19 protein-coding genes are annotated in these 24,801 nt (G+C 42.0%); all 19 read right to left on the reverse strand.

Translation table 11 applies throughout. From position 1 onward, the window contains the following. Positions 1-92 precede the first annotated feature (92 nt). Entirely contained in the window at positions 93-911 is an 819-nt protein-coding gene (locus Q7A53_RS12405; protein WP_411789489.1) for a hypothetical protein, read from the reverse strand. A gap of 165 nt (positions 912-1,076) precedes the next feature. Further along, positions 1,077-2,744, reverse strand: coding sequence for a glycerol-3-phosphate dehydrogenase/oxidase (locus tag Q7A53_RS12410; RefSeq protein WP_411789490.1), 1,668 nt, complete (start codon positions 2,742-2,744; stop codon positions 1,077-1,079). Between the two features lie 253 nt (positions 2,745-2,997). Further along, entirely contained in the window at positions 2,998-4,491 is a 1,494-nt protein-coding gene (glpK, locus tag Q7A53_RS12415) for a glycerol kinase GlpK (protein WP_411789491.1), read from the reverse strand. 28 nt (positions 4,492-4,519) lie between these two features. Continuing rightward, positions 4,520-5,323 carry an MIP/aquaporin family protein gene (locus tag Q7A53_RS12420; protein WP_411789492.1) on the reverse strand — a complete coding sequence of 268 codons (804 nt, stop codon included), beginning with the start codon at positions 5,321-5,323 and terminating at the stop codon, positions 4,520-4,522. 116 nt (positions 5,324-5,439) lie between these two features. Next, a complete protein-coding gene (locus tag Q7A53_RS12425) occupies positions 5,440-5,985 on the reverse strand; it encodes a glycerol-3-phosphate responsive antiterminator (protein WP_411789493.1) in 546 nt (181 codons plus the stop codon). After that, a complete protein-coding gene (locus tag Q7A53_RS12430; RefSeq protein WP_411789494.1) occupies positions 5,982-6,524 on the reverse strand; it encodes an acyltransferase in 543 nt (180 codons plus the stop codon). The genes Q7A53_RS12425 and Q7A53_RS12430 overlap by 4 nt, the downstream gene beginning before the upstream one ends. Positions 6,525-6,527: 3 nt before the next feature. Beyond that, entirely contained in the window at positions 6,528-7,166 is a 639-nt protein-coding gene (gene ppaX, locus Q7A53_RS12435; RefSeq protein ID WP_411789495.1) for a pyrophosphatase PpaX, read from the reverse strand. A gap of 90 nt (positions 7,167-7,256) precedes the next feature. Then, positions 7,257-8,090, reverse strand: coding sequence for a prolipoprotein diacylglyceryl transferase (lgt, locus tag Q7A53_RS12440; protein ID WP_411789496.1), 834 nt, complete (start codon positions 8,088-8,090; stop codon positions 7,257-7,259). Positions 8,091-8,102: 12 nt separating this feature from the next. Beyond that, positions 8,103-9,038: an HPr(Ser) kinase/phosphatase gene (gene hprK, locus Q7A53_RS12445; protein ID WP_411789497.1), complete on the reverse strand. Its 936-nt coding sequence runs from the start codon at positions 9,036-9,038 to the stop codon at positions 8,103-8,105. A 788-nt stretch (positions 9,039-9,826) separates the two neighbouring features. Further along, entirely contained in the window at positions 9,827-10,177 is a 351-nt protein-coding gene (locus Q7A53_RS12450) for a phage holin family protein (RefSeq protein ID WP_411789498.1), read from the reverse strand. A 44-nt stretch (positions 10,178-10,221) separates the two neighbouring features. Continuing rightward, the gene (locus Q7A53_RS12455) at positions 10,222-11,250 is read right to left on the reverse strand and encodes a DUF4097 family beta strand repeat-containing protein (protein ID WP_411789499.1); all 1,029 of its coding nucleotides are present in this window, start codon (positions 11,248-11,250) and stop codon (positions 10,222-10,224) included. A 113-nt stretch (positions 11,251-11,363) separates the two neighbouring features. Beyond that, complete coding sequence (gene bshB2, locus Q7A53_RS12460) at positions 11,364-12,020, reverse strand: bacillithiol biosynthesis deacetylase BshB2 (protein ID WP_411789500.1); 657 nt, start codon at positions 12,018-12,020, stop codon at positions 11,364-11,366. Continuing rightward, positions 12,013-12,384, reverse strand: a complete 372-nt coding sequence (locus Q7A53_RS12465; RefSeq protein WP_411789501.1) for a YojF family protein — start codon at positions 12,382-12,384, stop codon at positions 12,013-12,015. The genes bshB2 and Q7A53_RS12465 overlap by 8 nt, the downstream gene beginning before the upstream one ends. Before the next feature lie 68 nt (positions 12,385-12,452). Beyond that, positions 12,453-15,329, reverse strand: coding sequence for an excinuclease ABC subunit UvrA (uvrA, locus tag Q7A53_RS12470; protein ID WP_411789502.1), 2,877 nt, complete (start codon positions 15,327-15,329; stop codon positions 12,453-12,455). A gap of 7 nt (positions 15,330-15,336) precedes the next feature. Continuing rightward, entirely contained in the window at positions 15,337-17,316 is a 1,980-nt protein-coding gene (gene uvrB, locus Q7A53_RS12475) for an excinuclease ABC subunit UvrB (protein WP_411789503.1), read from the reverse strand. Positions 17,317-17,612: 296 nt separating this feature from the next. Further along, positions 17,613-20,837: an ATP-binding protein gene (locus Q7A53_RS12480; RefSeq protein WP_411789504.1), complete on the reverse strand. Its 3,225-nt coding sequence runs from the start codon at positions 20,835-20,837 to the stop codon at positions 17,613-17,615. Continuing rightward, entirely contained in the window at positions 20,834-21,193 is a 360-nt protein-coding gene (locus Q7A53_RS12485; protein WP_411789505.1) for a response regulator transcription factor, read from the reverse strand. Before Q7A53_RS12485 ends, Q7A53_RS12480 begins: the two co-directional genes overlap by 4 nt. Beyond that, positions 21,190-22,818, reverse strand: a complete 1,629-nt coding sequence (locus tag Q7A53_RS12490) for a GGDEF domain-containing response regulator (RefSeq protein ID WP_411789506.1) — start codon at positions 22,816-22,818, stop codon at positions 21,190-21,192. Before Q7A53_RS12490 ends, Q7A53_RS12485 begins: the two co-directional genes overlap by 4 nt. A 126-nt stretch (positions 22,819-22,944) precedes the next feature. Beyond that, positions 22,945-24,528, reverse strand: coding sequence for a peptide chain release factor 3 (locus Q7A53_RS12495; protein ID WP_411789507.1), 1,584 nt, complete (start codon positions 24,526-24,528; stop codon positions 22,945-22,947). Positions 24,529-24,801: the final 273 nt, after the last annotated feature.

The following is a 24,801-nucleotide window of genomic DNA, read 5'->3' on the forward strand; positions in this document are numbered from 1 at the left end:
GGATTGAATATTAGCTATAAAATTTTTGTTACCGCCTATTCTCAATTAGGTTCAAATAAGCTTCAGCGTGTGGGTTGATATGTAACTGGAATTTATGAGTGATGGGTTTGAATTAAATAAATAAACGCGATCAAAGAATAAGGAACTTGTTCGTTTACTTTCCATTCAATTAAACTTCCTGGCAGTCCTTCAAATTGTTGAGCCGCCTCCACAGAAGTAGCTCCCTGCTTTAATACAGCCCACGCCACCCCTTTTTCGTCTTTAATTACATAATGAGCGAGATACGGATCCCCTTCAGCAGACCAGACCGGATGATGTCCTTCTATATATTGATAAATTCTTTGGCCAGTTGCTTTATTCTTCGATTGTTCTGCATAGGCAATGTACTGTTGCTTCTGGTCTTTTACGTAACCTCGCCATTTAAAGCCGCCTTTCTTCTCTAGTGAGTAAATCAACCTGCCTTGACCATCCACCATCTTATAATCTGCTGGAACGAGAACACCGCTGCCAACGATCCCAGTAAACATTCGAAAAAAGCTTCTTAGAAAGTAATCTTTTTCCTTTAATTCACTGTAAATCTGCTTATCCAAGCCATAGAGTCGCTCTGGTACAAGATTGCGATACTCCTCGCCTAAATACATCTGCTGAGGAAGCTTTGCTATTTTTTTATGTTCTTCCTCCCCGGGAAGGACGCTGATTGCTGACTTAGCTCTTATAAAATCCTTCCGGGATGTAAGTAATAAAGCTGTCCCAGAAGCTCCTAGCGCTATCCCATAAATGACTCCTTGTACGAAGGTACCTAATTCTGCAAATATCCCAATAATGAAAAAGAGAGCGGTAGATGAAAGAATAATTCCAAAAAATAATTGCCGTCGAGCATCCTGCTTAAGCAAGCTTTGAACATTTGACATTAAAATCACCCCCCATAATAAATCATACGATTAGTTAAGCACTAAGGTTTCACACATATTAGAAAAATATAGAAAAGAGTACATTTCTTCCCATTGAAAAAACCCCGGACCAATGGAATGGTTCGGGGTTTTCATGGAATGAAGTTCTTATCTAAACTTCCTTGTTTAGACGTATTCGATAGGTTCTACCGCTTCTTTAAGAAGCTGATTTAATTCTTCCGTGTATCCTTGCTTTTGCTCATCGGACCACTTCAATTCCTGGGCCATGTAAGCGATCACACCGTCTTTATACTTTCTGACAAACTGGATGTTAAAGAATAATGCACCCGTTCTGCGGACAAAGAAATCGACGGGTTTATAAGTGAGCTCATATTTCAAAGCGTACACGAGCTGAGCAAAGACAATTGGATCAATATTATATTGCTCTGCCTGCTGCTTCTCTTCTTTATAGATCTTAAATACTGTATCTACATTAGAACCATACAAGTGAACAAGCTCTTCCGCCTGACTTTCAGTAAGTCCGATCGACTCACCGATTTGAGTACGTTCTTGTTTGAACTTCTCAAATCCTTTCGATCCGTTTACTTCACCGCCGGATATAGGCATATGCTTAGTTTCAGAATCGGAATATCGAATGCCGCACTCTTCCATAAGCTGGTCACGGACTAAATCTACTGCTGTCTGAGCCATTTTACGATATCCGGTTAATTTACCACCTGCCATAGAAATTAATCCTGAGTCAGAAACGAAAATCTCGTCTTTCCTGGAAATTTCAGATGGATCTTTCCCTTCCTCATATATAAGCGGACGTACACCAGCCCAACTGGATTCCACGTCTTCCGCAGTGACACTTACCTCAGGGAACATCATATGAATGGCCGCAAGAATATATTTCCTATCCTCGGTAGTCATCGTTGGATGAGAAATTTCACCTGTGAATTTGGTATCTGTCGTACCCACATAGGTTTTTCCATCCCGAGGAATAGCGAAGATCATCCGGCCGTCCGGAGTGTCAAAATAAACGGCTTGCTGCAATGGAAAGTCTGACTGATCAAAGACCAGGTGCACCCCTTTAGTTAATTGAAGGGTTTTTCCTTTCTTAGAGCCGTCAATTTCACGAAGATCATCTACCCATGGACCACCGGCATTGATAATTCTTTTGGCTTTCACGTGATACTGTTCGCCGGAAACGGTATCTTCAATTTTAGCGCCATGAATGGTTCCTTGGTCGTTATAGATGAAGTCTACTACTTTTGCATAATTGGTTGCCAGAGTTCCATGCTCGACAGCTTTCTTCATAACCTCCAGCGTCAGACGGGCATCGTCGGTTTTATATTCTACATAAAATCCTGCACCTTTAAGACCATCTTTCTTCACTAGCGGTTCACGTTTCAAAGCTTCTTCAGGACTGAGCATTGTCCTTCGTTCATCTTTCTTAACACCGGCCAGATAGTCATAAACTCGCAAACCCAAGTTTGTAGAAAATGGTCCAAAGTTTCCTCCCTCGTGGAAAGGAAGCATCATCCATTCAGGGGTTGTCACGTGCGGTCCATTTTCATAAACAATCGCCCGTTCTTTCCCTACTTCAGCTACCATTTTCACTTCAAATTGTTTCAAGTAACGCAGACCGCCATGCACAAGCTTCGTGGAACGGCTTGAGGTTCCTGCGGCAAAGTCCTGCATTTCCACAACAGCTGTCTTCATTCCTCTGCTTGAAGCGTCCAGGGCAATGCCAGAACCAGTGATTCCTCCGCCCACTACTAGTAGGTCCCATTCCTCCTGGGCCAATTTATTAAAATGCTGTTCTCTTTCGTAGCTCGAAAATTGCTTCATAGTATCTCTCCTTCAGTTATTAATCAAAAAAATAAGTCGTCTGATACGGTTATTCCCTAATTCCGGTATGATTATGTGTTGAATTATATGCCAAATGCTCCGCCTGAACATTCCAAAAAAAAGAGACCACGAACGTTCTTTATAATTCTTCATTATAAAGCGTCGTGGTCTCTCCGTATCTCCGACCCATAATCATTAACTTATATACTGATTATATCAAATAGACAATCAAAGTCAAAAGATAATCATCCCGTTAAGGCTTAAATACTCGCGTTGCTTCTACTGCCTTCTGCCAGCCTTTATAAAGATCCCGGCTCTTTCTTTCATCCATATGAGGATCAAAATTTCTTTCGACTTTCCATTGCTTGGAGATTTCCTCACGATCCTTCCAGAAACCAACTGCCAGTCCTGCTAAATAAGCGGCTCCAAGTGCTGTAGTTTCATTAATCTCAGGACGTTCTACAGGGACATCCAGGAGATCACTTTGGAATTGCATCAGCAAGTTATTCTTTACTGCTCCGCCATCGACACGAAGTTTTTTCAAGCCAATGCCGGAATCTTCCACCATAGAATCTACCACATCTTTCGTTTGGTAAGCTAGTGATTCAAGTGTCGCACGGACAAAATGAGCTCGTGTGGTTCCTCTGGTTAAGCCGAACACTGCTCCGCGAGCCTCACTATCCCAGTATGGAGTTCCCAGCCCTACGAAAGCAGGTACCACATAAACACCGTCGGTTGTATTAACTTCACCAGCAATTTCTTCACTTTTAGGGGAGGATTCTATCATATTCAATCCATCTCTCAACCATTGAATAGCAGAACCAGACACGAAGATACTGCCTTCAAGAGCATATTCTACTTTGCCATCGAGCCCCCACGCGAGTGTGGTCAGCAAGCCATTGTCCGATTTAACAGCTTCTTCGCCTGTATTCATCAGCATAAAACCACCGGTGCCATAGGTGTTTTTCGCCATTCCTTTTTCGAAGCAGGCTTGGCCGAACAAGGCTGCTTGCTGATCGCCTGCCACTCCTGCGATGGGGATCTCTTTCCCAAAGAAATGATAGTCAACCGTATGGGCATAAACTTCTGAAGAAGGCTTCACCTCTGGCAGCATGCTTTTAGGTACTTCAAGGATGTCAAGCAGCTCATCATCCCATTTCAGATCAAAGATGTTATACATTAATGTCCGTGAAGCATTCGAATAATCTGTAACGTGTGCCTGTTTGCCGGAAAGCTTGTAAATTAGCCATGTATCCATCGTTCCAAACAGCAAATCGCCATTTTCAGCTTTTTCTTTTGCTCCTTCTACGTGATCAAGGATCCACTTGACCTTTGTCCCTGCAAAATACGGATCAAGTAGTAACCCGGTCTTATCGCGGAACTTATCATTCAAACCTTGCTCTCTTAATTCATTACAGATTTCCTGTGTTTGGCGGGATTGCCATACAATTGCTTTATGAATAGGCTTGCCCGTATTTTTGTCCCAAACCACAGTCGTTTCTCGCTGGTTCGTAATTCCAATTCCAGCAATTTGGTCGGGTTCAATATCTGCTTTAGTAAGAACGTTCGCGATACAAGAGAGAACAGATGTCCATATTTCGTTGGCATCATGCTCTACCCAGCCAGGCTTAGGAAAGAATTGTTCAAATTCCTTTTGTGCCGTTTCCACGATTTTGCCTTCTTTATTAAAGAGAATGGCTCTTGAACTGGTGGTTCCCTGGTCGAGTGATAAAATAAATTTTTCCATAACAATAACTCCTCCTATTCTTAAATAACTAGGCTTGTTTTACTTTCTTTAACTCTGTCTGCATAGAGGCAAATAATATGAAGAGGATGACAACGGTGGTGATCCAAAACCAAATGTTCGCGTCGGTTTTAAAGATAGCCTGATAAAACAGTCCCCCATAAATTCCACCAAGGGCAGGACCTACAACGGGTACCCACGCATAACTCCAATCTGAGGTCCCTTTACCTGGAATTGGCAGAACTGCATGGGCAATCCGCGGTCCTAAATCCCGAGCTGGATTAATCGCATATCCTGTGGTGGCACCGAGGGACATGCCAATGGCAACAATAAGTAATCCGACTATCAAAGGATTCAAACCTTCAGTAAAGTCATTAGCTCCAATAAACAGGATCCCCATGACTAATAAAAAGGTTCCAATAATTTCACTGACCAGATTAGAGATCGGGCTTCTAATCGCCGGGTCCGTACAAAAAACAGATTTAATTGCCATTTGGTCCTCTGTATCTTTCCAGTGAGGTAAGTAATGAAAGAAAACAATGGCTGCTCCTATGAATGCTCCAATCATTTGAGCGGTAATGTATTTAGGAACTTTGCTCCATGGGAAATCCCCAACAGCAGCCAAGCCCAAGGTTACGGCTGGATTAATATGAGCCCCCGTAATATTGCCGACCGCATAAACGCCCATGGCCACCGCCAGACCCCAGGCAATCGTAATGAGTACCCATCCACTGCCTTCTGCCTTAGTCGCCTTCAGGTTTGCTCCGGCTATAACTCCGCCGCCAAGAATGATAAGAATCATTGTTCCAATAAGCTCACCCATGAACTCTGTCAATTTTTCTTCTCCCCTTTCGCAGCCTGCTAGTTTCATGAAAAACACACAAGGATAATTACCCTTGTGTGGATCATTGGCTCTTTCGCACGTGCTACTATGTACTCTGGCGTATCAATTTAAAATCGCCATAAGTCCGAATGTGAAGTAGACACTGCGGCAGCACCTGCATCAATCGCCTGGCTGACTTCTTCATTTGTTCTTATCAGTCCGCCAGCAATGACCGGTACACCCAAACGATCATTAATCTCTGTTATCATTCCCGGTATAATCCCTGGCAAAACTTCTACATAATCAGGCTGAGTTTTGTGAATCAGTTTCATATGATGATTAATCGCCTGACTGTCTATTAAAAATAAACGCTGAACGGTACATAAATTATATTTTTTCGCCTGCAGAATCACTTGGGACCTTGTGGAAATGATCCCATCCGGCTTCACTTCCTGACCGAGAAACTCCATTCCATAGTCATCCGCTTTTAATCCTTGGATAAGGTCGACATGGACAAATATTTTTTTACCTGCCTTATGCCCCACCTTGACTAGTTTGTTTAATAGCCCTAGTCTGCTGTCCAGTAAAATGATATATTCCGTATTGCTTTCAAGAAGACTCTCAAAGTCCTTAATTTTCTTAACTGCTGGAAGAACCTGCTGATTTACACTCATTGGCTTTCCTCATTTCCTTGAAATGGCATGCCTTTCTCTGTGCGCATTTCCATTTCTTCTTTCGTATAAATAATCTTCATGGGGTTTCCACCGGCAAATACCCCTGCCGGCACGTCCTTATGTACAAGGGTTCCAGCTGAAACGATTGCCCCGTTTCCGATCGAAACCCCGGGCAATATCGTGGTATTGGCCCCGATCATTACTTCATCACCAATATGAACTTCCCCTAAACGGTATTCTTTAATCAAATATTCATGAGCTAAAATCGTGGTATTATAGCCAATTACACTATTGCGGCCGACCGTTATTCTTTCCGGAAACATAATATCGACCATTACCATTAGAGCGAAGGCAGTTTCTTCCCCAATCTTCATTTTAAGAAAAGTTCGATACAGCCAGTTTTTGACGCCAAGCAGCGGTGTATAACGAGCAAGTTGAATGATGACAAAGTTTTTCACTACTTTGAAAAAAGGCACAGTTTTATAAATGTGCCAAAGTGAATTTGCTCCTTGAACTTTGTATCGTTCTGTCTTCCTCATAGCTTAACCTCCTGTAATCTTAAGTAAATCGCTCATATGGTCAAGCATAAAGTCCGGATGCAGCTGATCAAGAACTTCTCTCCCTTTCACAGTCCACGCTACTCCTGCCGTTCTAGTTCCCGCATTTTTTCCGCCTTCAATATCATGAACATTATCTCCTACCATGAGTGCTTCACTCGCGGTAGAGTCGAGCGCTTCCAATGCTTTGACTATAGGTTCAGGGTGAGGCTTAGCATTGGTTACGTCGTCCAACGTAATAATCGTATCAAACAGACCATCTAGTCCGGTTAATTCCAGACCCATTGTAACCGTGGTCCGCATTTTTGTCGTTACAATCCCCAGCTTGAAACCTGCTTCTTTTAAGTTCTTTATCGTATCTACTACACCTTCATAAGCTTTTACATAGGCGTCATGATTCTCAATATTATGCTTACGGTAGGTACGCATCAGCTCATCTGCTCGGTCAGGATCAATTTTATCCATACTATCTTTTAAAGGAGGACCAATAAAATCCAGGATTTCCTCTCTCGAATATGGACGGTTGCCGTATTGCTCAATAGTATGGGTGAACGAAGCAATAATTAATTCATTGGTGTCTATTAAAGTTCCATCTAAATCGAACAGTATCGTGCGAATAGTCATTGGTTAAATCCTTTCCTTCCGGTTATCGGTTGATTGATAAGAAAACCTCTCTTACTTTTTCAATAAGAAAGGTTTTCTCAGTTCTATTCTTTATTTTACTTTCTTTCCGTTATAATATTTATCTGCCATATTCGTTTTTCTTCGGTAAAAGATGATGGCGAGGGATGCAATGACTAGGACGATAGAAATAAATTGCGCCATACGGATATGGCCGACAAGGTACAGGCTGTCCGTTCTCATGCCTTCAATAAAGTAACGTCCCACTGAATAATAGATCACGTAACTCAGGAATACTTCCCCGCGCCGCGGGTTGAATTTGTGCCTTAATATTAATAACAACACTACACCCAGCAGGTCCCAAAGCGATTCATAAAGGAAAGTCGGATGATACATCGTTCCACCAATACACATTTGCTGGGTAATAAAATCAGGTAAATACTGCATGAAGTTATTGTAAAAAGCTTCCGTCACCGGTCCCCCGTGGGCTTCCTGGTTCATGAAGTTGCCCCATCTGCCAATCCCCTGACCCAGGAGAATACTAGGGGCAGCGATATCAACAATTTGCCAAAAGGAAATCTTTTTTACTCTCGTATAAATGACGGCAGTAAGAGTTGCCCCAATCAAGGCCCCGTGAATGGCGATGCCACCTTCCCAGATAGCAAATACATCCCACCATGGTCCTCCTATATACCGATCTAGTTCAAATAACACATAATAAGCCCTCGCACAGATAATGGATATTGGAATTCCATAAACGACAATGTCAATAAAATAATCTTTATTTAATCCAAGACGCTCCGTTTCTCTTGTGGCAATTAACAATCCCAGAAAAGCTCCTGTAGCGATAATGACGCCATACCAATAGATATTTAGTGGTCCTAAGTTTAGAAAAACGCGGTCTAATGCATCTGGTGTACAAGTCATGATGTACCTCCTCTATTCCCCGTTTGTTTGTTCCTGATCAATTACTTTAGTCAAGCGATCAGAAAATTCTTCAGCGGCATTTACTCCCATTCTCTTCAAACGGAAGTTCATCGCTGCTACTTCAATAATTACGGCTAAGTTACGGCCCGGCCTTACCGGTACAATAGCTTTTGGAATTTCTACATCCATAATTCTCATCGTTTCTTCTTCTAGGCCGAGACGATCATATTGTTTATTTTTCTCCCATAATTCAAGATTAATAACCAGTGTAATTCTTTTATAGCTTCGAACGGCACCGGCTCCGAACAAGGTCATCACATTAATAATGCCCAATCCACGAATTTCAAGCAAGTGCTCAATCAAGGGCGGACTATTTCCGATGAGGGTATCGTAGTCTTCTTGTCTAATCTCCACGCTGTCATCGGCCACTAGCCTATGTCCCCGTTTAACAAGTTCCAGTGCAGTTTCACTTTTACCTACACCGCTTTGTCCGGTTATCAATACTCCAATACCATATATATCAACCAGCACCCCATGAATCGCTGTAAATGGAGCAAACTTGGTTTCAAGGTAATTCGTTAACCGGCTAATGACTCTTGTCGTTTTGTAAGGCGAACGCATTAAAGGAACACCAGCTTCTTTAGCAGCAGTAATCAGTTCAGCTGGAATTTCCATACCCCTGCTGATTACAATGCCAGGAGTGATATCGGTGCATAATTTTTCTGCACGATCTCTCCTCTGGTCTTCGTTAAGTTCATTAAAATAAGAAAGTTCTGTTTTTCCAAGCAGCTGCAGGCGCTCCTTAGGATAAAATTTAAAGTAGCCAGTCATCTCTACCCCTGGCCTGGAAATATCGCTTGTATGTATTTCTCTATGGACTCCGTCTTCTCCAGTGACTAAATCAAGATTGAATCGATCGATTAGATCTTCTGTTCTCACCTTGCTCATTACTGATATGCCTCCTCTTTATTCCATCAATCACTGTCACCTATTGTAGCACTTTTTAATATTTCTTGGGTAGAATTCATAAAGTGTTCAAGTATCGGTTTGTTTTAATGACTTTCCTTATTCAGTGATTTTATATGTAATCATTGTTTGAAAGTTCGTTATTCCGCTAGAGCTCACTATTCTTGAAGATTCAGTTTCGAGATACTTCAGGTCCGTTGCCATAACAAGAGTGGGGTTGGATAGGAAATAACTCGCTTTCCTGCGGGGGAACTGGCAAGCCTCCTCAGTCGTTATCACTCCTTGCGGGGTCTCGCCTAGCTCCTTCTCCCGCGGGAGTCTCGCTATTTCCCATCCAACCCCTTTGTGTATAAAGTGAACGGATATTTTCAACTGAAGGAAATTTGTCGCTCTACCTTTCTACACGCAATTAAATCGGAATTTTAGCAGCCATAAATTCTTTACATCTTCCTCTTTTAACTTAAGCGGATATGGAGCAGATTTCGAGAGCCACAATACAGCAAGGGGCGGAGGGGAACAGGGAGACTCCTGCGGGAAGAGAGTGCAGGATGAGACCCCGGAGAGCTTTGCTCGAGGAGGCTCATCGCGCGCCCGCGGAAAGCGAGTCGTTCCCCTCCGCCCCTACAATCTCAATAAAAGTCTCGAAATCGAGTCTTCCACAATCCTGCCCAATACTTAAAGACTTGATTTATAACAGGTCTTCTGTATCTAAAGAGGTAATTATATTCCCAAAAAAAGAAGCTCCGCTTAGAGCAGAGCTTCTTAAAGGCTTACTTCATATCCTTGATTAAACTATTTAACACCAGGTTAATCAGCGAAATAACAATCGCTGCTAAAATGGCTGTGCCAAATCCGGCAATTTGGAAAGTACTGCCGAGCAAAGCGTCCGTTAATAACAGAGTAATCGCATTGATGACGAATAAAAACAGACCCAGCGAAATAATGGTAATGGGCAGTGTAAGGACCACCAAGATTGGACGGACAATGGCATTTAAGATAGAAAGTATCAATCCTGCAAGTAAAGCTCCGCCGATTCCCTCGTACGTGATTCCTTCAAATAATTGACTTACTGCAATGATAGCTACTGCGTTTACTATAATATGCAATAACCAGCTTTTCATAAGATAAACACCAACTTTCTAGCTGAGAGTTCTTCGTTGTATTTCTATATTTCTTTAGCAGGTATTAAGGTTACAGACCCTGTTTTTGTCTCTGCTTCTACATGATATGCATGAGGGTATTCTTCAAGTGCTTCGAATTCCAATTGTTTACTAATGACTTCTTTTTTATTTTGGATAATTTTATAGTTTTCAAGTCGGCAGTCAATACTGCCAAAGCGCGTTTTTAAATTCCCGTCTATGCGCTGTTCCTTAGGCAGATGTACAATAATGCTTCCTGTGGTAGTTTTAAAAAAGCCGGTCTCCGTATGACTGCCGTTATTTTCTACCACCACACTGCCCGTTACTGCAGAGGCATGATTTTTCGTAAAGTCTCCCTCCAGTTTAATCGAGCCGTTCACCGTATCAGCTTCACATTTATTATAGGAACCGTTTACGACTTGGATCGAACCATTTACGGTTTCCATTTTACAAGTTTCTCCACTCATATCATTCAGGCGGATAGAGCCATTAGAGGACTTGGATTCCCAGTGATCACTCTCAAGTCCATAGGCATGGATGGAACCGTTAGAAAGCTTTGACTTAATAAATTCATAACGACGATTGGGGACAAAAAGCCGGACAATGGTTTTCATTCTCTTAGAGGGGCTGGAAAGTCGCAGAACATTATGATTGCTGTCAAACTGGCTATCCGCAAAGAAGCGCTCACGAGCTTCCTCTTCGTCTTTAGCTTGATAAACCTTCACACGAAATTCAGCTTTTGCAAAATCCTGGTCCCATGTTTCTACATCTAAAGCGCCATTTACGATCGACACATCGATATCATTAAAATCATCCGCTTGAATTTCTTTTACATGCTCAAACGTAAACGCTTCCCCAAAAGAAAGATCAAAATCAACATTTTTAATTTTTTCATAGGCTTCCCCGATAAATTCTTTCACACCGTATTTGCGAGTGGTTTTGGCATCAGCTGCTGGACCTTCTTCCTCTATGGCACTAAGAAGTTTAGCCCCTTCTTCTGCCGACACTATTCCTTCTTCAATCATCTTTAAAATTCTCATACGTTCTTCTGACATCGCTATCTCTCCTTTATTCTGCTCTAACCTAAGCTTTCCCTTAACTTTCCTATAAAAAACCCCAAAAAAAGGACACCTGAAGACAAGCAAAGCCTTCTAGGTGTCCGGGCAAATCAATCAAAAGAATAGCGGTAGAAGCGTTCTTTCTTCATCCGAGCTTCTTGTTCGGATTTTTTATCATGGTTCTCAATCAAACTCAACACTCCATCTGCTTGAGACAAATGAGCTTTAATGGCGGCAAGCTTTTTATCCCAGTAGGGTTCAATATCATTCATGATATCAGGCTCTCCTAAGTCATCTTCGTGCCGATTAGATATCGCATGCATCCACACTTCCGGGCGCTGCTCCGGATTCATTTGTTCGATAGCTTTCACAACTCCAGCACCTAAGGCATCGTGATCCGGGTGAACCGCATAACCAGGGTAATGGGTAATAATCAATGAAGGTTCAAGAGCCTCGATCCTTTCCTGTAAATGCCGGGCGAGCTGATCAATGGGTTCAAATTCAAGGGTTTTATCGCGGTACCCTAATAGTTCCACTTGAATGTCCAATTTTTTTGCTGCTTCTGAGAGCTCCTCTTTTCGAAAGGAAGATAACGTTTCCCGATTAGCAAATACGGGGTTTCCCATATTTCTTCCCATCTCTCCTAACGTGCCGCAGAGATAAGTGACAGGGATACCTTCTTCTCTGAATTTGCTAATAGTCCCCGATGCCCCGAAAGATTCGTCATCTGGATGCGGAAATATAACAACTACGTGCTGATTACTCATTTTGATCGCCTTCATGTGAAAAAGGGGTTTCACTTATCTCAAGTGCTACCATTAAGCGGCCTTCACGGTCATGACCAGCCATAAGCAGCCGGTCTTTATCATCAATTTCGTAATCGGTCACACCTTCTGCATATACCCATCCTAAGTCCAGCTTCAGCCCCACGCGAAAGGACCCGCCAGTGCTGACAATTTTACCATGTTGATAGCTTACTTGAGCATTTCTTATGAATGCACCTACATTATAGGCTTCTTCATCAAAATGGCTGGCATAAGCTCCATTCGTTGTTTCAAGGTGTACATACACTTGTTTATTAGCTAAATCATTAATCTTATTTTGCACTTTTTCCTGTTCAATTAACTTCATCCTAGAAACCTCCCGTTAAACATCTCTCGTTTAACGATACTTTAAAACGAGTCCTACCGTCAAAACATCTACTTGCTCGATATCTTTTCTTTTGCTTTCACTTGGTTATCCATACGCTTTCGATCTCTCTCAAGAACTGGCTTTAAATACTTACCGGTGTAAGATCCTTTCGTTTCACCAATTTTCTCAGGAGTACCTGTGGCGATGATTTTTCCGCCTTTTTCTCCGCCTTCAGGACCTAAATCAATAATGTGATCCGCTTCTTTAATCACATCAAGATTGTGTTCAATAATCAATACACTGTCCCCATTTTCGACGAGACGCTGAAGCACTTGCAGCAGACGGGAAATATCATCAACATGCAAGCCAGTCGTTGGCTCGTCAAGAATGTAAAAGGATTTACCGTTGGATCGCCGGTGAAGTTCACTGGCAAGTTTTACTCGCTGCGCTTCCCCACCGGATAAAGTCGTTGCCGGCTGGCCAAGCTTAATATATTCCAGACCTACGTCTGCGACTGTTTGCAGCTTACGTTTAATCTTAGGAATATTAGCAAAAAAGTCCAGAGCTTCTTCAATGGTCATGCCCAGCACATCGGAAATGCTTTTTCCTTTATACTTAACTTCTAATGTCTCTCTGTTATAGCGTTTCCCATTACAAACTTCACAGGGAACATATACATCAGGCAGGAAGTGCATTTCAATCTTGATGATCCCATCACCGCGGCAGGCTTCGCAGCGTCCGCCTTTAACATTAAAGCTGAATCTGCCTTTTTTATAACCACGAATTTTCGCTTCATTTGTTTGGGCGAACACATCCCGAATATCATCGAAGACACCAGTATAAGTGGCAGGATTGGAACGCGGCGTCCGGCCAATTGGTGACTGGTCAATATCAATCACTTTTTCAAGCTGATCAATTCCCTCTATCGTTTCATGTTTTCCTGGCTTTTGTTTACCATTATGAAGTTTCATGGATAAGGACTTGTATAATATTTCGTTAATTAAAGTACTCTTGCCTGATCCGGATACACCGGTTACGGCTGTAAACAAGCCCAGAGGAATACGAGCATTTACTTTTTTCAAGTTATTTTCTTCTGCTTTTTTAATGGTGAGATAACGGCCGTCCGGCTTTCTTCGTTTAGCGGGCAGCGGGATAAACCTATCCCCAGACAAATACTGGCCAGTTAAAGACTTCTTACTCCGCATAACTTGTTTAGGCGTACCCTGGGTAACAATATTTCCCCCATGAGCCCCGGCGCCAGGTCCTATATCAATTAAATAGTCAGCAGCAAGCATTGTGTCTTCATCGTGTTCGACTACGATCAGCGTGTTATCTAAATCACGCATCCTTTTTAACGTATTAATCAGCCGGTCGTTATCCCTCTGGTGAAGTCCGATAGAAGGCTCATCCAGCACATAGAGAACGCCGGTGAGAGCAGAGCCAATTTGCGTAGCCAGCCTGATTCTCTGCGCTTCACCGCCGGATAAAGTTCCAGCCGAACGCGAAAGAGTCAAGTAATCCAAACCAACGTTCGCAAGGAAACTCAGACGTTCGCAAATTTCTTTAAGAATCATGCGGGCAATGGTTCTCTCTTTTTCCGTCAGTTCTACTCCTTCAAAGAACTCTTTAGCTTCCGTAACCGAGAAGTCTGTGGTTACACCGATGTGTTTTCCGTTAATCCGAACAGCTAATGCTTCTTCATTCAAGCGATTTCCCTTACACTTCGGGCATGGCTTCTGGGTCATATATTTTTCCATTTGTTCACGGATAAAGTCTGATCCCGTTTCTCTATAGCGACGGGAAATATTGGGGATGACTCCTTCAAAGAAGATTTCATTTTCCCGGACTTTACCGAAATCATTTTCATACCGGAAATGAATTTTTTCTTCTCCGCTGCCATATAAAATCCGTTCTAACACTTTCTTCGGAATATCTTTGATCGGCTGGTCCATATCAATGCCATAATGCTTGCACACACTTTTAAGCAGTTGAGGATAGTACTGAGAACTCGTCGGCTCCCAGGCAGAGATGGCGTGCTGATTTAAAGATTTGGACCAATCAGGAATTACAAGGTCGATGTCCACCTCAAGCTGGGTACCCAAACCATCACAGCGGTTGCAGGCTCCGTAAGGACTATTAAATGAAAACATTCTCGGTTCTAATTCACTTACAGAAAATCCACAAATCGGACAGGCATGATGTTCACTGAACATGAGTTCTTCTTCACCGATTACATCAACAACTGTATGGCCTCCGCCTAGATTCAGAGAAGTCTCTAAAGAGTCTGACAAGCGGCCTTCTACGCCATCCTTCACAACAATTCGGTCCACGACTACTTCAATAGAGTGTTTCTTGTTTTTCTCTAAGTTTATTTCCTCGGAAATTTCACGCATTTCCCCGTCTACTCTTAGCCTGATATAGCCTTCCTTTTGCAGCTGTTCAAAAACCTTCACATGCTCTCCTTTGCGTCCAGATACAACCGGCGCCAGGATTTGCATTTTCGTTCGTTCAGGATATTCAAGAATCCGGTCGACCATCTGCTGAACGGTTTGGGAACTAATTTCAATTCCGTGGTTTGGACATGTTGGTCTGCCGATTCGAGCAAACAACAGACGTAAATAATCATAAATTTCCGTTACTGTACCCACTGTAGAACGGGGGTTTCTGCTCGTAGTTTTCTGATCTATAGAGATCGCCGGGGATAACCCTTCGATGGAATCTACATCTGGTTTGTCCATTTGCCCCAGGAACTGGCGGGCATAGGCACTCAGAGATTCTACATACCGTCTCTGTCCTTCAGCGTAGATGGTGTCAAACGCAAGCGAAGACTTCCCTGATCCGGACAGCCCAGTCATTACGACTAATTTATTCTTAGGAATATCAATATCGATATTTTTTAAGTTATGTGCTCTGGCTCCTTTAATGCTAATATGCTTGCTGGCCATAAAGTGCTCATCCTTCCGCTTTTAGTTCCAAAATTATATCTCTCAGTTCGGCTGCCTTCTCGAAATCCAGATCCCTGGCAGCTTGTTTCATCTCTGTCTCGAGGTTATCCACTAGTTCCCCACGCTCTTTCTTAGTCATCTCTGAAGGTTTTTTCCCTGTTTCATATGACGCCTCTTCTTCAGCAGCAGTAGTAGCTTTAATGACATCCCTAATCTCTTTATTAATCGTTGTCGGAGTAATGCCATGCTCTTCATTATAGGCAATCTGCTTTTCACGGCGCCGGTAGGTTTCATCAATAGCAAACTGCATAGATTTCGTGATTTTATCCGCATACATAATCACTTGGCCGTTTTGGTTACGTGCAGCCCGGCCGATCGTCTGAATTAACGAGCGGTCAGAGCGCAGAAATCCTTCTTTATCCGCATCAAGAATCGTCACGAGCGAAACTTCAGGAATATCCAACCCTTCCCTTAAGAGGTTAATTCCAATTAAAACATCATATTTTCCTCTTCTTAAATCACGGATAATTTCTATCCGTTCCAGTGTTTTAATTTCTGAGTGTAAATAAGCGACCTTAATACCAAGTTCCTTTAAGTAATCCGTTAAGTCTTCTGACATTTTCTTAGTTAAGGTAGTGACCAGCACTCGTTCATTACGTTCACTGCGCTTATTAATCTCTCCGATTAAGTCATCAATTTGACCATGGATCGGTCTGATATCTATTTCCGGATCCAATAAACCAGTTGGACGGATAATTTGTTCAGTGACTCGCGGTGTATGTTCTAACTCGTAAGGACCGGGTGTTGCGGACACATACGTAATTTGATTGATATGATCTTCAAATTCTTCAAACCTGAGCGGCCGGTTGTCAAGAGCAGACGGCAGGCGGAATCCGTGGTCGACGAGCACCTGTTTACGAGCTTTATCCCCGTTAAACATTCCTCGAACCTGAGGAAGGGTAACGTGAGATTCATCTGCCATAATCAAGAAATCATCTGGAAAATAGTCAAGCAGGGTATAAGGAGTGGCCCCCTTTTCCCGGAAAGTTAGATGACGTGAGTAGTTCTCAATACCCGAACAGAAACCCATTTCATTCATCATTTCCAGATCATAGTTGGTCCGCTGTTCGATCCGCTGAGCTTCCAGCAATTTATTTTCATCCTTCAATTCTTTGACGCGGACGTTTAATTCTTCTTCTATATTTTTAATAGCTTTTTTCAATTTCGCTTCCCGCGTTACGAAGTGAGAGGCAGGGAATATGGCAACATGTTCACGGTCACCAACGATTTCCCCTGTAAGCACATCTACTTCTCTGATTCGATCAATTTCATCTCCGAAAAATTCAACGCGCATCGCATGGTCTTCTCTAGAAGCAGGGATAATCTCTACAGAATCCCCTCTTACTCTAAAGGTACCACGCTGAAAGTCGATATCATTTCTAGCGTACTGAATATCTACCAGATTACGCAGCAATTCATCGCGGTCTTTCTCCATGCCGGTCCGAATCGAGAGAACCTGGCTGCGGTATTCGTCAGGAGAACCCAGGCCATATATGCAGGAAACACTGGCTACTATGATCACATCGTTTCTTTCAAATAATGAGGACGTTGCCGAGTGGCGGAGTTTATCTATTTCATCATTAATGCTCGCATCTTTTTCGATAAACGTATCCGATGATGGCACGTAAGCTTCCGGTTGATAATAATCGTAATAGCTTACAAAATATTCGACTGCATTATTAGGAAAGAACTCTTTAAATTCACTGTATAATTGACCTGCCAATGTTTTGTTATGGGCGATAATAAGAGTTGGCTTGTTCACTTGCTGGATCACATTAGACATGGTAAACGTTTTACCTGTACCTGTTGCACCCAATAATGTCTGATGCTTTTCACCTTTATTGATGCCGTCCACAAGCTCTTTGATAGCTTTAGGCTGATCTCCCTGCGGCGAATACTGGGATACCAATTCAAATTGATTCTCCATGACGACCCCTCCGTTCCTAACTAATTCATCATTAGTTTACCACAATATTTTAACATTCTAACATGAAACGAACAAACATTCGGTTTCAGGATTTGAAGAACTTTATGACCTTTATGAATTTCAATTAAAAAAGAAAACCTGAACCGTGACATTTCAACGGTTCAGGTTTTCTGCATTCTTCATAAATAGAGGCCGCAAATCAACATTTGAGGTCGTATCGCCTGCTTAGACGTGCGATGTTTTCCATGTGCCTAATTAACCCTCTTCTTCCACTATCCACCTGTTCTCGATGCGAGTTACTCCTGGTGAATTTCTTCTCCATTAGCAATGAGGATCTGTCCTTTTTTCTTGTCATGAAGCAGCGTTTGTAATATGACCGTGGACAGTTTACTAGGTGGATAAGGTTTAACTAAGTAGCCTTCTACTTTAAGTTCTTCTTCCGTATTTGATTGGTTCAATGCGCTTGATATAAAGATAGGCAGATGCTGCAAATGGCTGCAAGTTTTAATTCCAGCTATAACTTCCCATCCGGATACGTGGTCCGCTAAGGTAAGATCAATGATAAAGGCATCAGCATGAAGAGTAGGAAGAGCATCAAGAACAGACCTTCCTTCGTTATAATGAGACACTTTCAACCCGGCATCCCTGAGCTCATCCTTCAACAACCGCGAAAGATTAAGATCATCTTCAACTAATACTACATGCGGTACGTTTTCAATCTCACACTGCTGGCTGGAAATGTTTTCGTGCAGAGGCAGGGTGACCGTAAACACACTTCCAGAGCCCTGCTCAGACAACACGGTAATTTTCCCGTGGTGGACTTCTGCAATTTCTTTACTGATTGCAAGTCCTAAACCAGTTCCTCCGATTTTCCTCTGACTAGAGTTATCAATACGGTGAAACTTCGTGAAGAGCTTTGAAATTTCAGATTCTGGAATCCCTATGCCTTCGTCCGAAATATAGACATACACATTCTTTTTATCATTATTTACAGCCACAACGACTTCTCCCCCATCAGGAGAAAACTTAAGGGCATTGCTGATCAAGTTCGTAAACAACTGAATCATTTTCTCACGGTCCGCATGCACGCTGGAAGTGAAGGAGTCATTAGAGTAGATTAATTCGTGACCAGGGTGACTAATTTCAAAACCTTCCATCAGTCCTTTCATTACTTCATCTAATTCAAATACTTCCTGTTTGAAGGGTTCTCTGCCGGCTTCCATTCGTTGCAAGTCCAGAAAATCATTGATTAAATTGGTTAACCGTTTCGCCTCGCTGTGTATCGTTTTCAAGTACCTTTCCTGACGCTCAGGGGTCAGATCCCGCTGAATCATAAGCTCAGTGTAACCTAACACACTAGCAAGTGGCGTCCGCAATTCATGACTCACTGTAGCGACAAGATTGGTTTTCATTTGATTCACTTCAAACTCCATCGTGATATCTCTAAATACAAACAGAAGCCCCACTTTTTCCTCTTTTCTGTAAATGGTTTCGGTGTAAACATTAATCATCCGGGTTTCTTCCCCTGCTCGAACTTCCATCTGCAGATTTCTCGTCGGATGATGGTGAGTAAATATTACTTCATTACAAAATGCGGCAAACCGTCCGTCGTCGACAATATGACGGCAGACTTGACTCAGCCAACCATCAAATTCCTTTCGCAGCCAATTATGCTGCTCAGGAAAACGCAAACCAAGAAAATTCAGCCAGTTTTGATTGTATTGAACAAGACTGCCTTCTTCATCTACAAATAAGATTCCCTCATTAACATTATCGATAATGTCCTGATTCAGCTGCCGATTTACTTCTGTTACTTCAAATGAATCCAGCCGCTCAATCGACAAGGACGCCCGGTCTAATATAGAGGCCATCGCTTCCATCTCATAATCCTGGTAAGTTTCACTGATCCGAGTTGCTACGAGAACAGCGATCAGCTTCCCCGTAGACCCAAATACAGGCAAATGCAAATCATAACTCTCCGCAGGTGGATAATACCCCGTTTCAGATGGCTTGGTGATGCGCTGCCGGACGAATGGAGCTTGAAGTTGAGATAATCGCTCAATCACATAAGTAAAAGCCCCCGTCACCCCATCCTCGAACACTGCCGCTTCAATGCCTATCGAAGAAAATTGTTCCGATTCTATTAAAAAGAAAATGCCATGATCAAAACTGTATAGTTCTTCCAGCTGCTGCAGAACTCTTTCTAGAAGAAGCTTCTTGCTCATCGTCGTAGATAAAGACTGATTCATGGCATTTAATTTCTCCACCGTGCTTCTTGCTTCTTCTGTTTCAGCTAACGAATCTCTAAGCTGTCGTTCAGCTTCTTTTATACTTGTAATATCCTGCTGAATAATTATGTACTGTTCGATTTCCTGTTCATCATTAACGTAAGGTACAACCGTTGTCTCCCCATAGAAAAGGGTGTTATCTTTTCTTGAACAGGCAAGCTCTCCTTTCCAAACATGACCATGATCAACCCCCTCGAAAGCTTCATGAAAAGGCAGATTCAAAAGGCTTTTAGTCAAGCTTAAGAAAGATTTCCCTTCTAATTGGGTTTCTGTTAAGCCGGTAATTTCGCTTAGCTTCTCATTCGCAGAACGTATATGACCTTCTTTATTGAGAGTAGCTACAATCGAAGATTCATTTAAAGCTAAGTTAAGATTTCTCAACTCAGCTAAATAGTCTTCGAGCGTTTCCTGCTGGGCGACCAGCTCTTCATTCTGTGCGGATAAACTTTCTTCTCTTTCATTGATCTGGGTGGCCATTTCTTGAAAAGAACGGTGTAAGACGCCAATCTCATCTTTACGGTCAATCGTTTGTAAATGATATGTATTTCCTGCTGCTAGCGCCTGAGAAGCACCGGACAATTCAGATAATGGCTGTCCTATACCTTGGCTCAAATTCCGTGTTACCCAGTATAATATAAGGAGAACAATTAGGATAAACCCAATTAATGCATACGACATCAAGTCTACCTGCTTAATGAATTTATCATTCTCATTAGTTAAACTTTGCTGTGTTTTAGCTGAGATAGTATCTAAATCTGCGATTAAGTGATTGATCTCGGCAGTCGTGTCCGAAAGACTAATTGTCCTGATAGCTTCATAATTCCCCGACTCTACATGCTGGGTAACTTTAGGTATCAAATCTTCCCAGTAATGATTTACAAATAATTTGAGGCTGGATATTTCCAATAATTCCTCATCTGTCCAATCACGCTTCTCAATCTCTTCCATATGATCCAATAAGTCTTTGGAATAGGCACGGGATTTCTCCAGCTCTTCTTCGTTTGAAAAGGCAATATAGCCTCGCACGCGAGAAACCATCTGGTTATAATCTTTCTTAATCCTATTAATAGTGTCGCGTTTATTCTGCAATTGTTCACTTACCTGGACATGATGAGCTTGATTAGCATTCTGAAAATATACTAATAAAGAGATGGCGGATAATATGACAAGAAATACAATCATCATGACTAGAAAGAACTTTCTTCTGATCGAGGATTTAAAGTATTGGATCATTCAAGAATCTCCTTAACAAGCATCAGTAATTCAGCAGGGCTGAAGGGCTTGCCCATAAAATATTGGATACCCGCGCGCTCTGACTCTTCAATGTCATTGGTCTGTGTCTTAGCAGTAAGCATGAGAAGCTGAGTCTTCTGCTTCTTCTCTTCGCAAATTTGTTCCGCGACTTCAATTCCGGTGAGTCCCGGCATCATAAAATCTAGAATCACCAAATCAAATTTGTCCTTTTCTATTAAGTAAAGCGCTTGCTCCCCATCTTCTGCTTCAGAAATGGAATAGCCTTCCTCCTCTAGTGTATCTGTTATTAACATTCGAAGAATCTCTTCATCGTCAACGACTAAGATTTTCTTCATCGGCGGACCCCTCCTTTGTGCCTGTTCACGATTCTTTTTAACCGAGCAACAAGCTCATCTAAACTAAATGGTTTAGTGATATAATCATCGGCGCCAATCTCTAAGGCTTTAATTATATCGGCATCCTTTTGTCTTCCAGTCAGCATTACAACAATGGTGTCCTGGTCTCTCGAGCGAATATCTCTCAAGACCTCCGTGCCGTCCATTCCTGGCATAACCCCATCAAGAAGAACGACGTGTTTTCCATTTGAAGGAATGTTCGCTTGAAGAAATATTTCACCAGTTTTATAGGTGCTGACAATCACTGGTTTTCCAGCAAAGGTTAGTTCTTCAAGGCGGTCAGCGAGCATTTCTCTTATAATAGAATCATCATCTACTATGGAGATGTGGACTTGATCTTCTGTTCCTGTTTCAAGATAGGAATCCAACTCTGGGTTATATTGATTCACTTGTCCTTTTCCTGCTCTTTTACCTTTATAAAGTGCCAAATCCGCCTGTAGTATTAAATCCTCAACCTTTTCCTCTGCATTAAACTCTGTGACTCCGCATGTAAAGCTGATGCGGAAATGTTCACCTTTAGCATGATGTTGGATATTCTTGAATGACTGCAGCACTTCGTTCATTCTTTTCACAGCGTCACGCCCACTAATGCCTGGCATCAACACAATAAATTCTTCTCCTCCATACCTTACAACAGAATCTTCCGCTCTTATATTTCGTTTCAATTCCTGCGCAAGCTTAATCAAAACCTGATCGCCAATCAGGTGTCCATAAGTATCGTTCACATGCTTAAAATTATCTAAATCAAGCATGACAAGAGAGAAACTTTCTTTACTACGATAAAATTCTCTCTTTTTATGATTCAGCCAGTCATACAAATAAGTCCGATTAAACGTGTTGGTTAATTGATCTGTAGTAATTTGCTTCTTTAAGGTCTGAATGTGAAATAGTCGATTTCTAATCATGGCATGCAGCACTTTAAAGTTGATAGGTTTTGTCACAAAGTCAAGAGCATGAGTTAGATAAACTTTCTCGGCCAGTGCCTCTGAACAATCCCCGCTGATGATCATAATTGGAGTTAATATACTCGTGGCGTGCGAGGAGATATGTTTCATAACGTCTAAGCCTGTGAGACCATTTAAGTGATAATCGATGATCAAGTAATCAGGCTTTTGATCAAAGAACAGCTGCAATGCTCGATCTTGAGTCGTAGCCATCAATACATTGTATCCAAGTTCTTCCAAATTTTCTCTTAGGAACTGTAAAAATCCTAAATCGTTTTCTAGTATCAATATCGTCGCTCTCTGTTGATCGAGGGTTTTGGAAGTTAACTCTTTATTTACTGGCCAATCAGTATCTAAATCTATGTATAAAAGAATGGATTGAAGGAACTCCGTCCATTCCTCCTGATTCCATAGTACTAAAGACTTCTCCTGCACTAGTTTGCTTAAATGATTTGCCGCATCCGACATCCTGTCTAATCCAATCGAAGCTGCCGTCCCTGTGATGGAATGTAACAGTTTATAGATCTCTTGTTCTTGAACCCGGTTCCGTGCCGTCCATTCGTGTATCTTTTTTGACAGGTTCGCAAAAAAAAGCTTTTGATATTTTGCATTTTTTTCCACATTTCCACTCCTATTTTAATACCCATACTTCCTATTCTACTGTTCATTATAATCGTTTTGGAGTGTTTTTTGGTGGAATTCATGTAAAAAACCCGCTGCAAACTCTCTGCAGCGGGTAAAAAGTAATTATTCAAAGGCTTGATCGTATTGATTAACTTCAAAAAGATCTGTTACTTCAATATCTGGATTTTTGTCCTTAAACCATCGTAAAGAGAAATCATTTTTAAATAATACGAGCGGCTGTCCTTCACGATCCTGAACAAGCATATTCCTCTCGTCAAATAACGATTCATCCACCTGGTCAGGGTTCAGCCAGCGGGGAATACGCTCTCCCATTGGTGTTAATTCAATTTCCACGTTGTATTCATTTTTCATGCGGTATTCAAATACTTCATATTGAAGTTCACCAACAGCTCCAATAATGTAATCTTCAAAACGATACCGTTTAAACAGCTGGATAGCACCTTCTTGAACAAGCTGTTCCAGTCCTTTTTTGAACTGCTTAGATTTCATTACATTTTTCGCTGTAACTTTTTTAAACAGCTCTGGAGGGAACTGTGGAAGCTCGTCATATTGAAAATTCTGCTTGCCAGTGACAATAGTATCACCGATTCGATATACGTTCGGATCGTAAATCCCAATAATATCTCCCGCATACCCTTCTTCTACCGTTCCTCTGGAGGAAGCTACAAACTGCTGAGACTGGGCCAGTTTAAAGGTTTTTCCAGTTCGGGACAGAGTTACATTCATGCCGCGCTCAAACTTACCAGAACAAATGCGGACAAAGGCAATACGGTCTCTATGCTGGGGATTCATATTGGCTTGAATTTTAAAAATAAACCCTGAAAATTCCTCGTGCTCCGGTGAAACGATTCCTTCAGTAGACCTTCTCGGTGCCGGCTGAGGGGCCATATCTATAAACGTATTAAAAAAGGTTTCTACACCGAATGGAGCAAGTGCACTCCCGAAGAATACGGGAGTTTGATCGCCTTTCATCACCTTATCCATATCAAAGGTATCTCCCGCTTCATCTAGTAAAAGCATTTCGTCCTCTGCCTCTTGGAAGGTGGCGTTTTCTTTAATTTCAGGCCTTTGATCCAGATCTTTGTAGGGAATATACTCTTCCTTCTCGTTTCCTGTGTAGTGCACAAAATGTTCTTGATTTCGGTCAAACACGCCGAGGAATCTTTTCCCCATTCCTGCGGGCCACGTCATAGGAAAAGTTTCGATGTCCAATGTCTGTTCAATTTCTTCCATTAAATCAAATGGCTCTCTTCCTTCACGGTCCATTTTATTAATAAATGTGAAGATAGGAATACCGCGCATTTTACACACTTTAAATAATTTGATGGTCTGGGCTTCTATTCCTTTTGTTCCATCGATTACCATGACCACGCTGTCAACAGCTGTCAGCGTGCGGTACGTATCTTCACTGAAATCTTCGTGACCTGGGGTGTCCAGGATATTGACCTGGTAATCTTTATAAGGAAAGTTCATGACACTGGACGTTACTGAAATTCCGCGCTGCTTCTCAATTTCCATCCAGTCAGAAGTCGCAAACTTGCCAGATTTCTTCCCTTTAACCGTTCCAGCAGAACGAATCAAGTTCCCAAATAACAACATTTTTTCCGTCATCGTCGTTTTCCCGGCATCCGGGTGCGAAATAATTGCAAAGGTTCGACGTTTTTTCATTTCTTCTAAATAATTCATCGCCATATCCTCCAGTACTTATATTCAGTTGGCTGTAAAGTCATTCAGGCAGGATATACGTATCACATTGGCCGATTCACTCCATAAAAAAGCCGCTCACTCTAAGAGCGGCCTGCCAGATTTATAAAAAACTTCTACCTTGAAAGGTAGCACAACCACCCGCGAAAATCAATCCTCCCCTGTCTCCATCTCCTTTTATTGGATAAGTACACCATAAGAAATGGATACTATAAACAGGTATAAAAAAATACTTTCTAAAACTAGTCCGTTTTA

This window comes from Halobacillus rhizosphaerae, from assembly GCF_046719735.1.
Classification (GTDB): domain Bacteria; phylum Bacillota; class Bacilli; order Bacillales; family Halobacillaceae; genus Halobacillus_B; species Halobacillus_B rhizosphaerae.

What these genes read in the sequence shown, in the direction of transcription:
- lgt (WP_411789496.1), bottom strand. Translation starts at nt 8,090, where the DNA reads ATGACTTGTACACCAGATGCATTAGACCGCGTTTTTCTAAACTTAGGA.
- Q7A53_RS12430 (WP_411789494.1), bottom strand. Translation starts at nt 6,524, where the DNA reads ATGAGGAAGACAGAACGATACAAAGTTCAAGGAGCAAATTCACTTTGG.
- Q7A53_RS12465 (WP_411789501.1), bottom strand. Translation starts at nt 12,384, where the DNA reads ATGAAGTTAATTGAACAGGAAAAAGTGCAAAATAAGATTAATGATTTA.
- Q7A53_RS12425 (WP_411789493.1), bottom strand. Translation starts at nt 5,985, where the DNA reads ATGAGTGTAAATCAGCAGGTTCTTCCAGCAGTTAAGAAAATTAAGGAC.
- hprK (WP_411789497.1), bottom strand. Translation starts at nt 9,038, where the DNA reads ATGAGCAAGGTGAGAACAGAAGATCTAATCGATCGATTCAATCTTGAT.
- uvrB (WP_411789503.1), bottom strand. Translation starts at nt 17,316, where the DNA reads ATGGAGAATCAATTTGAATTGGTATCCCAGTATTCGCCGCAGGGAGAT.
- Q7A53_RS12455 (WP_411789499.1), bottom strand. Translation starts at nt 11,250, where the DNA reads ATGTCAGAAGAACGTATGAGAATTTTAAAGATGATTGAAGAAGGAATA.
- Q7A53_RS12485 (WP_411789505.1), bottom strand. Translation starts at nt 21,193, where the DNA reads ATGAAGAAAATCTTAGTCGTTGACGATGAAGAGATTCTTCGAATGTTA.
- Q7A53_RS12405 (WP_411789489.1), bottom strand. Translation starts at nt 911, where the DNA reads ATGTCAAATGTTCAAAGCTTGCTTAAGCAGGATGCTCGACGGCAATTA.
- Q7A53_RS12495 (WP_411789507.1), bottom strand. Translation starts at nt 24,528, where the DNA reads ATGAATTATTTAGAAGAAATGAAAAAACGTCGAACCTTTGCAATTATT.
- Q7A53_RS12480 (WP_411789504.1), bottom strand. Translation starts at nt 20,837, where the DNA reads ATGATCCAATACTTTAAATCCTCGATCAGAAGAAAGTTCTTTCTAGTC.
- Q7A53_RS12450 (WP_411789498.1), bottom strand. Translation starts at nt 10,177, where the DNA reads ATGAAAAGCTGGTTATTGCATATTATAGTAAACGCAGTAGCTATCATT.
- uvrA (WP_411789502.1), bottom strand. Translation starts at nt 15,329, where the DNA reads ATGGCCAGCAAGCATATTAGCATTAAAGGAGCCAGAGCACATAACTTA.
- bshB2 (WP_411789500.1), bottom strand. Translation starts at nt 12,020, where the DNA reads ATGAGTAATCAGCACGTAGTTGTTATATTTCCGCATCCAGATGACGAA.
- Q7A53_RS12410 (WP_411789490.1), bottom strand. Translation starts at nt 2,744, where the DNA reads ATGAAGCAATTTTCGAGCTACGAAAGAGAACAGCATTTTAATAAATTG.
- ppaX (WP_411789495.1), bottom strand. Translation starts at nt 7,166, where the DNA reads ATGACTATTCGCACGATACTGTTCGATTTAGATGGAACTTTAATAGAC.
- glpK (WP_411789491.1), bottom strand. Translation starts at nt 4,491, where the DNA reads ATGGAAAAATTTATTTTATCACTCGACCAGGGAACCACCAGTTCAAGA.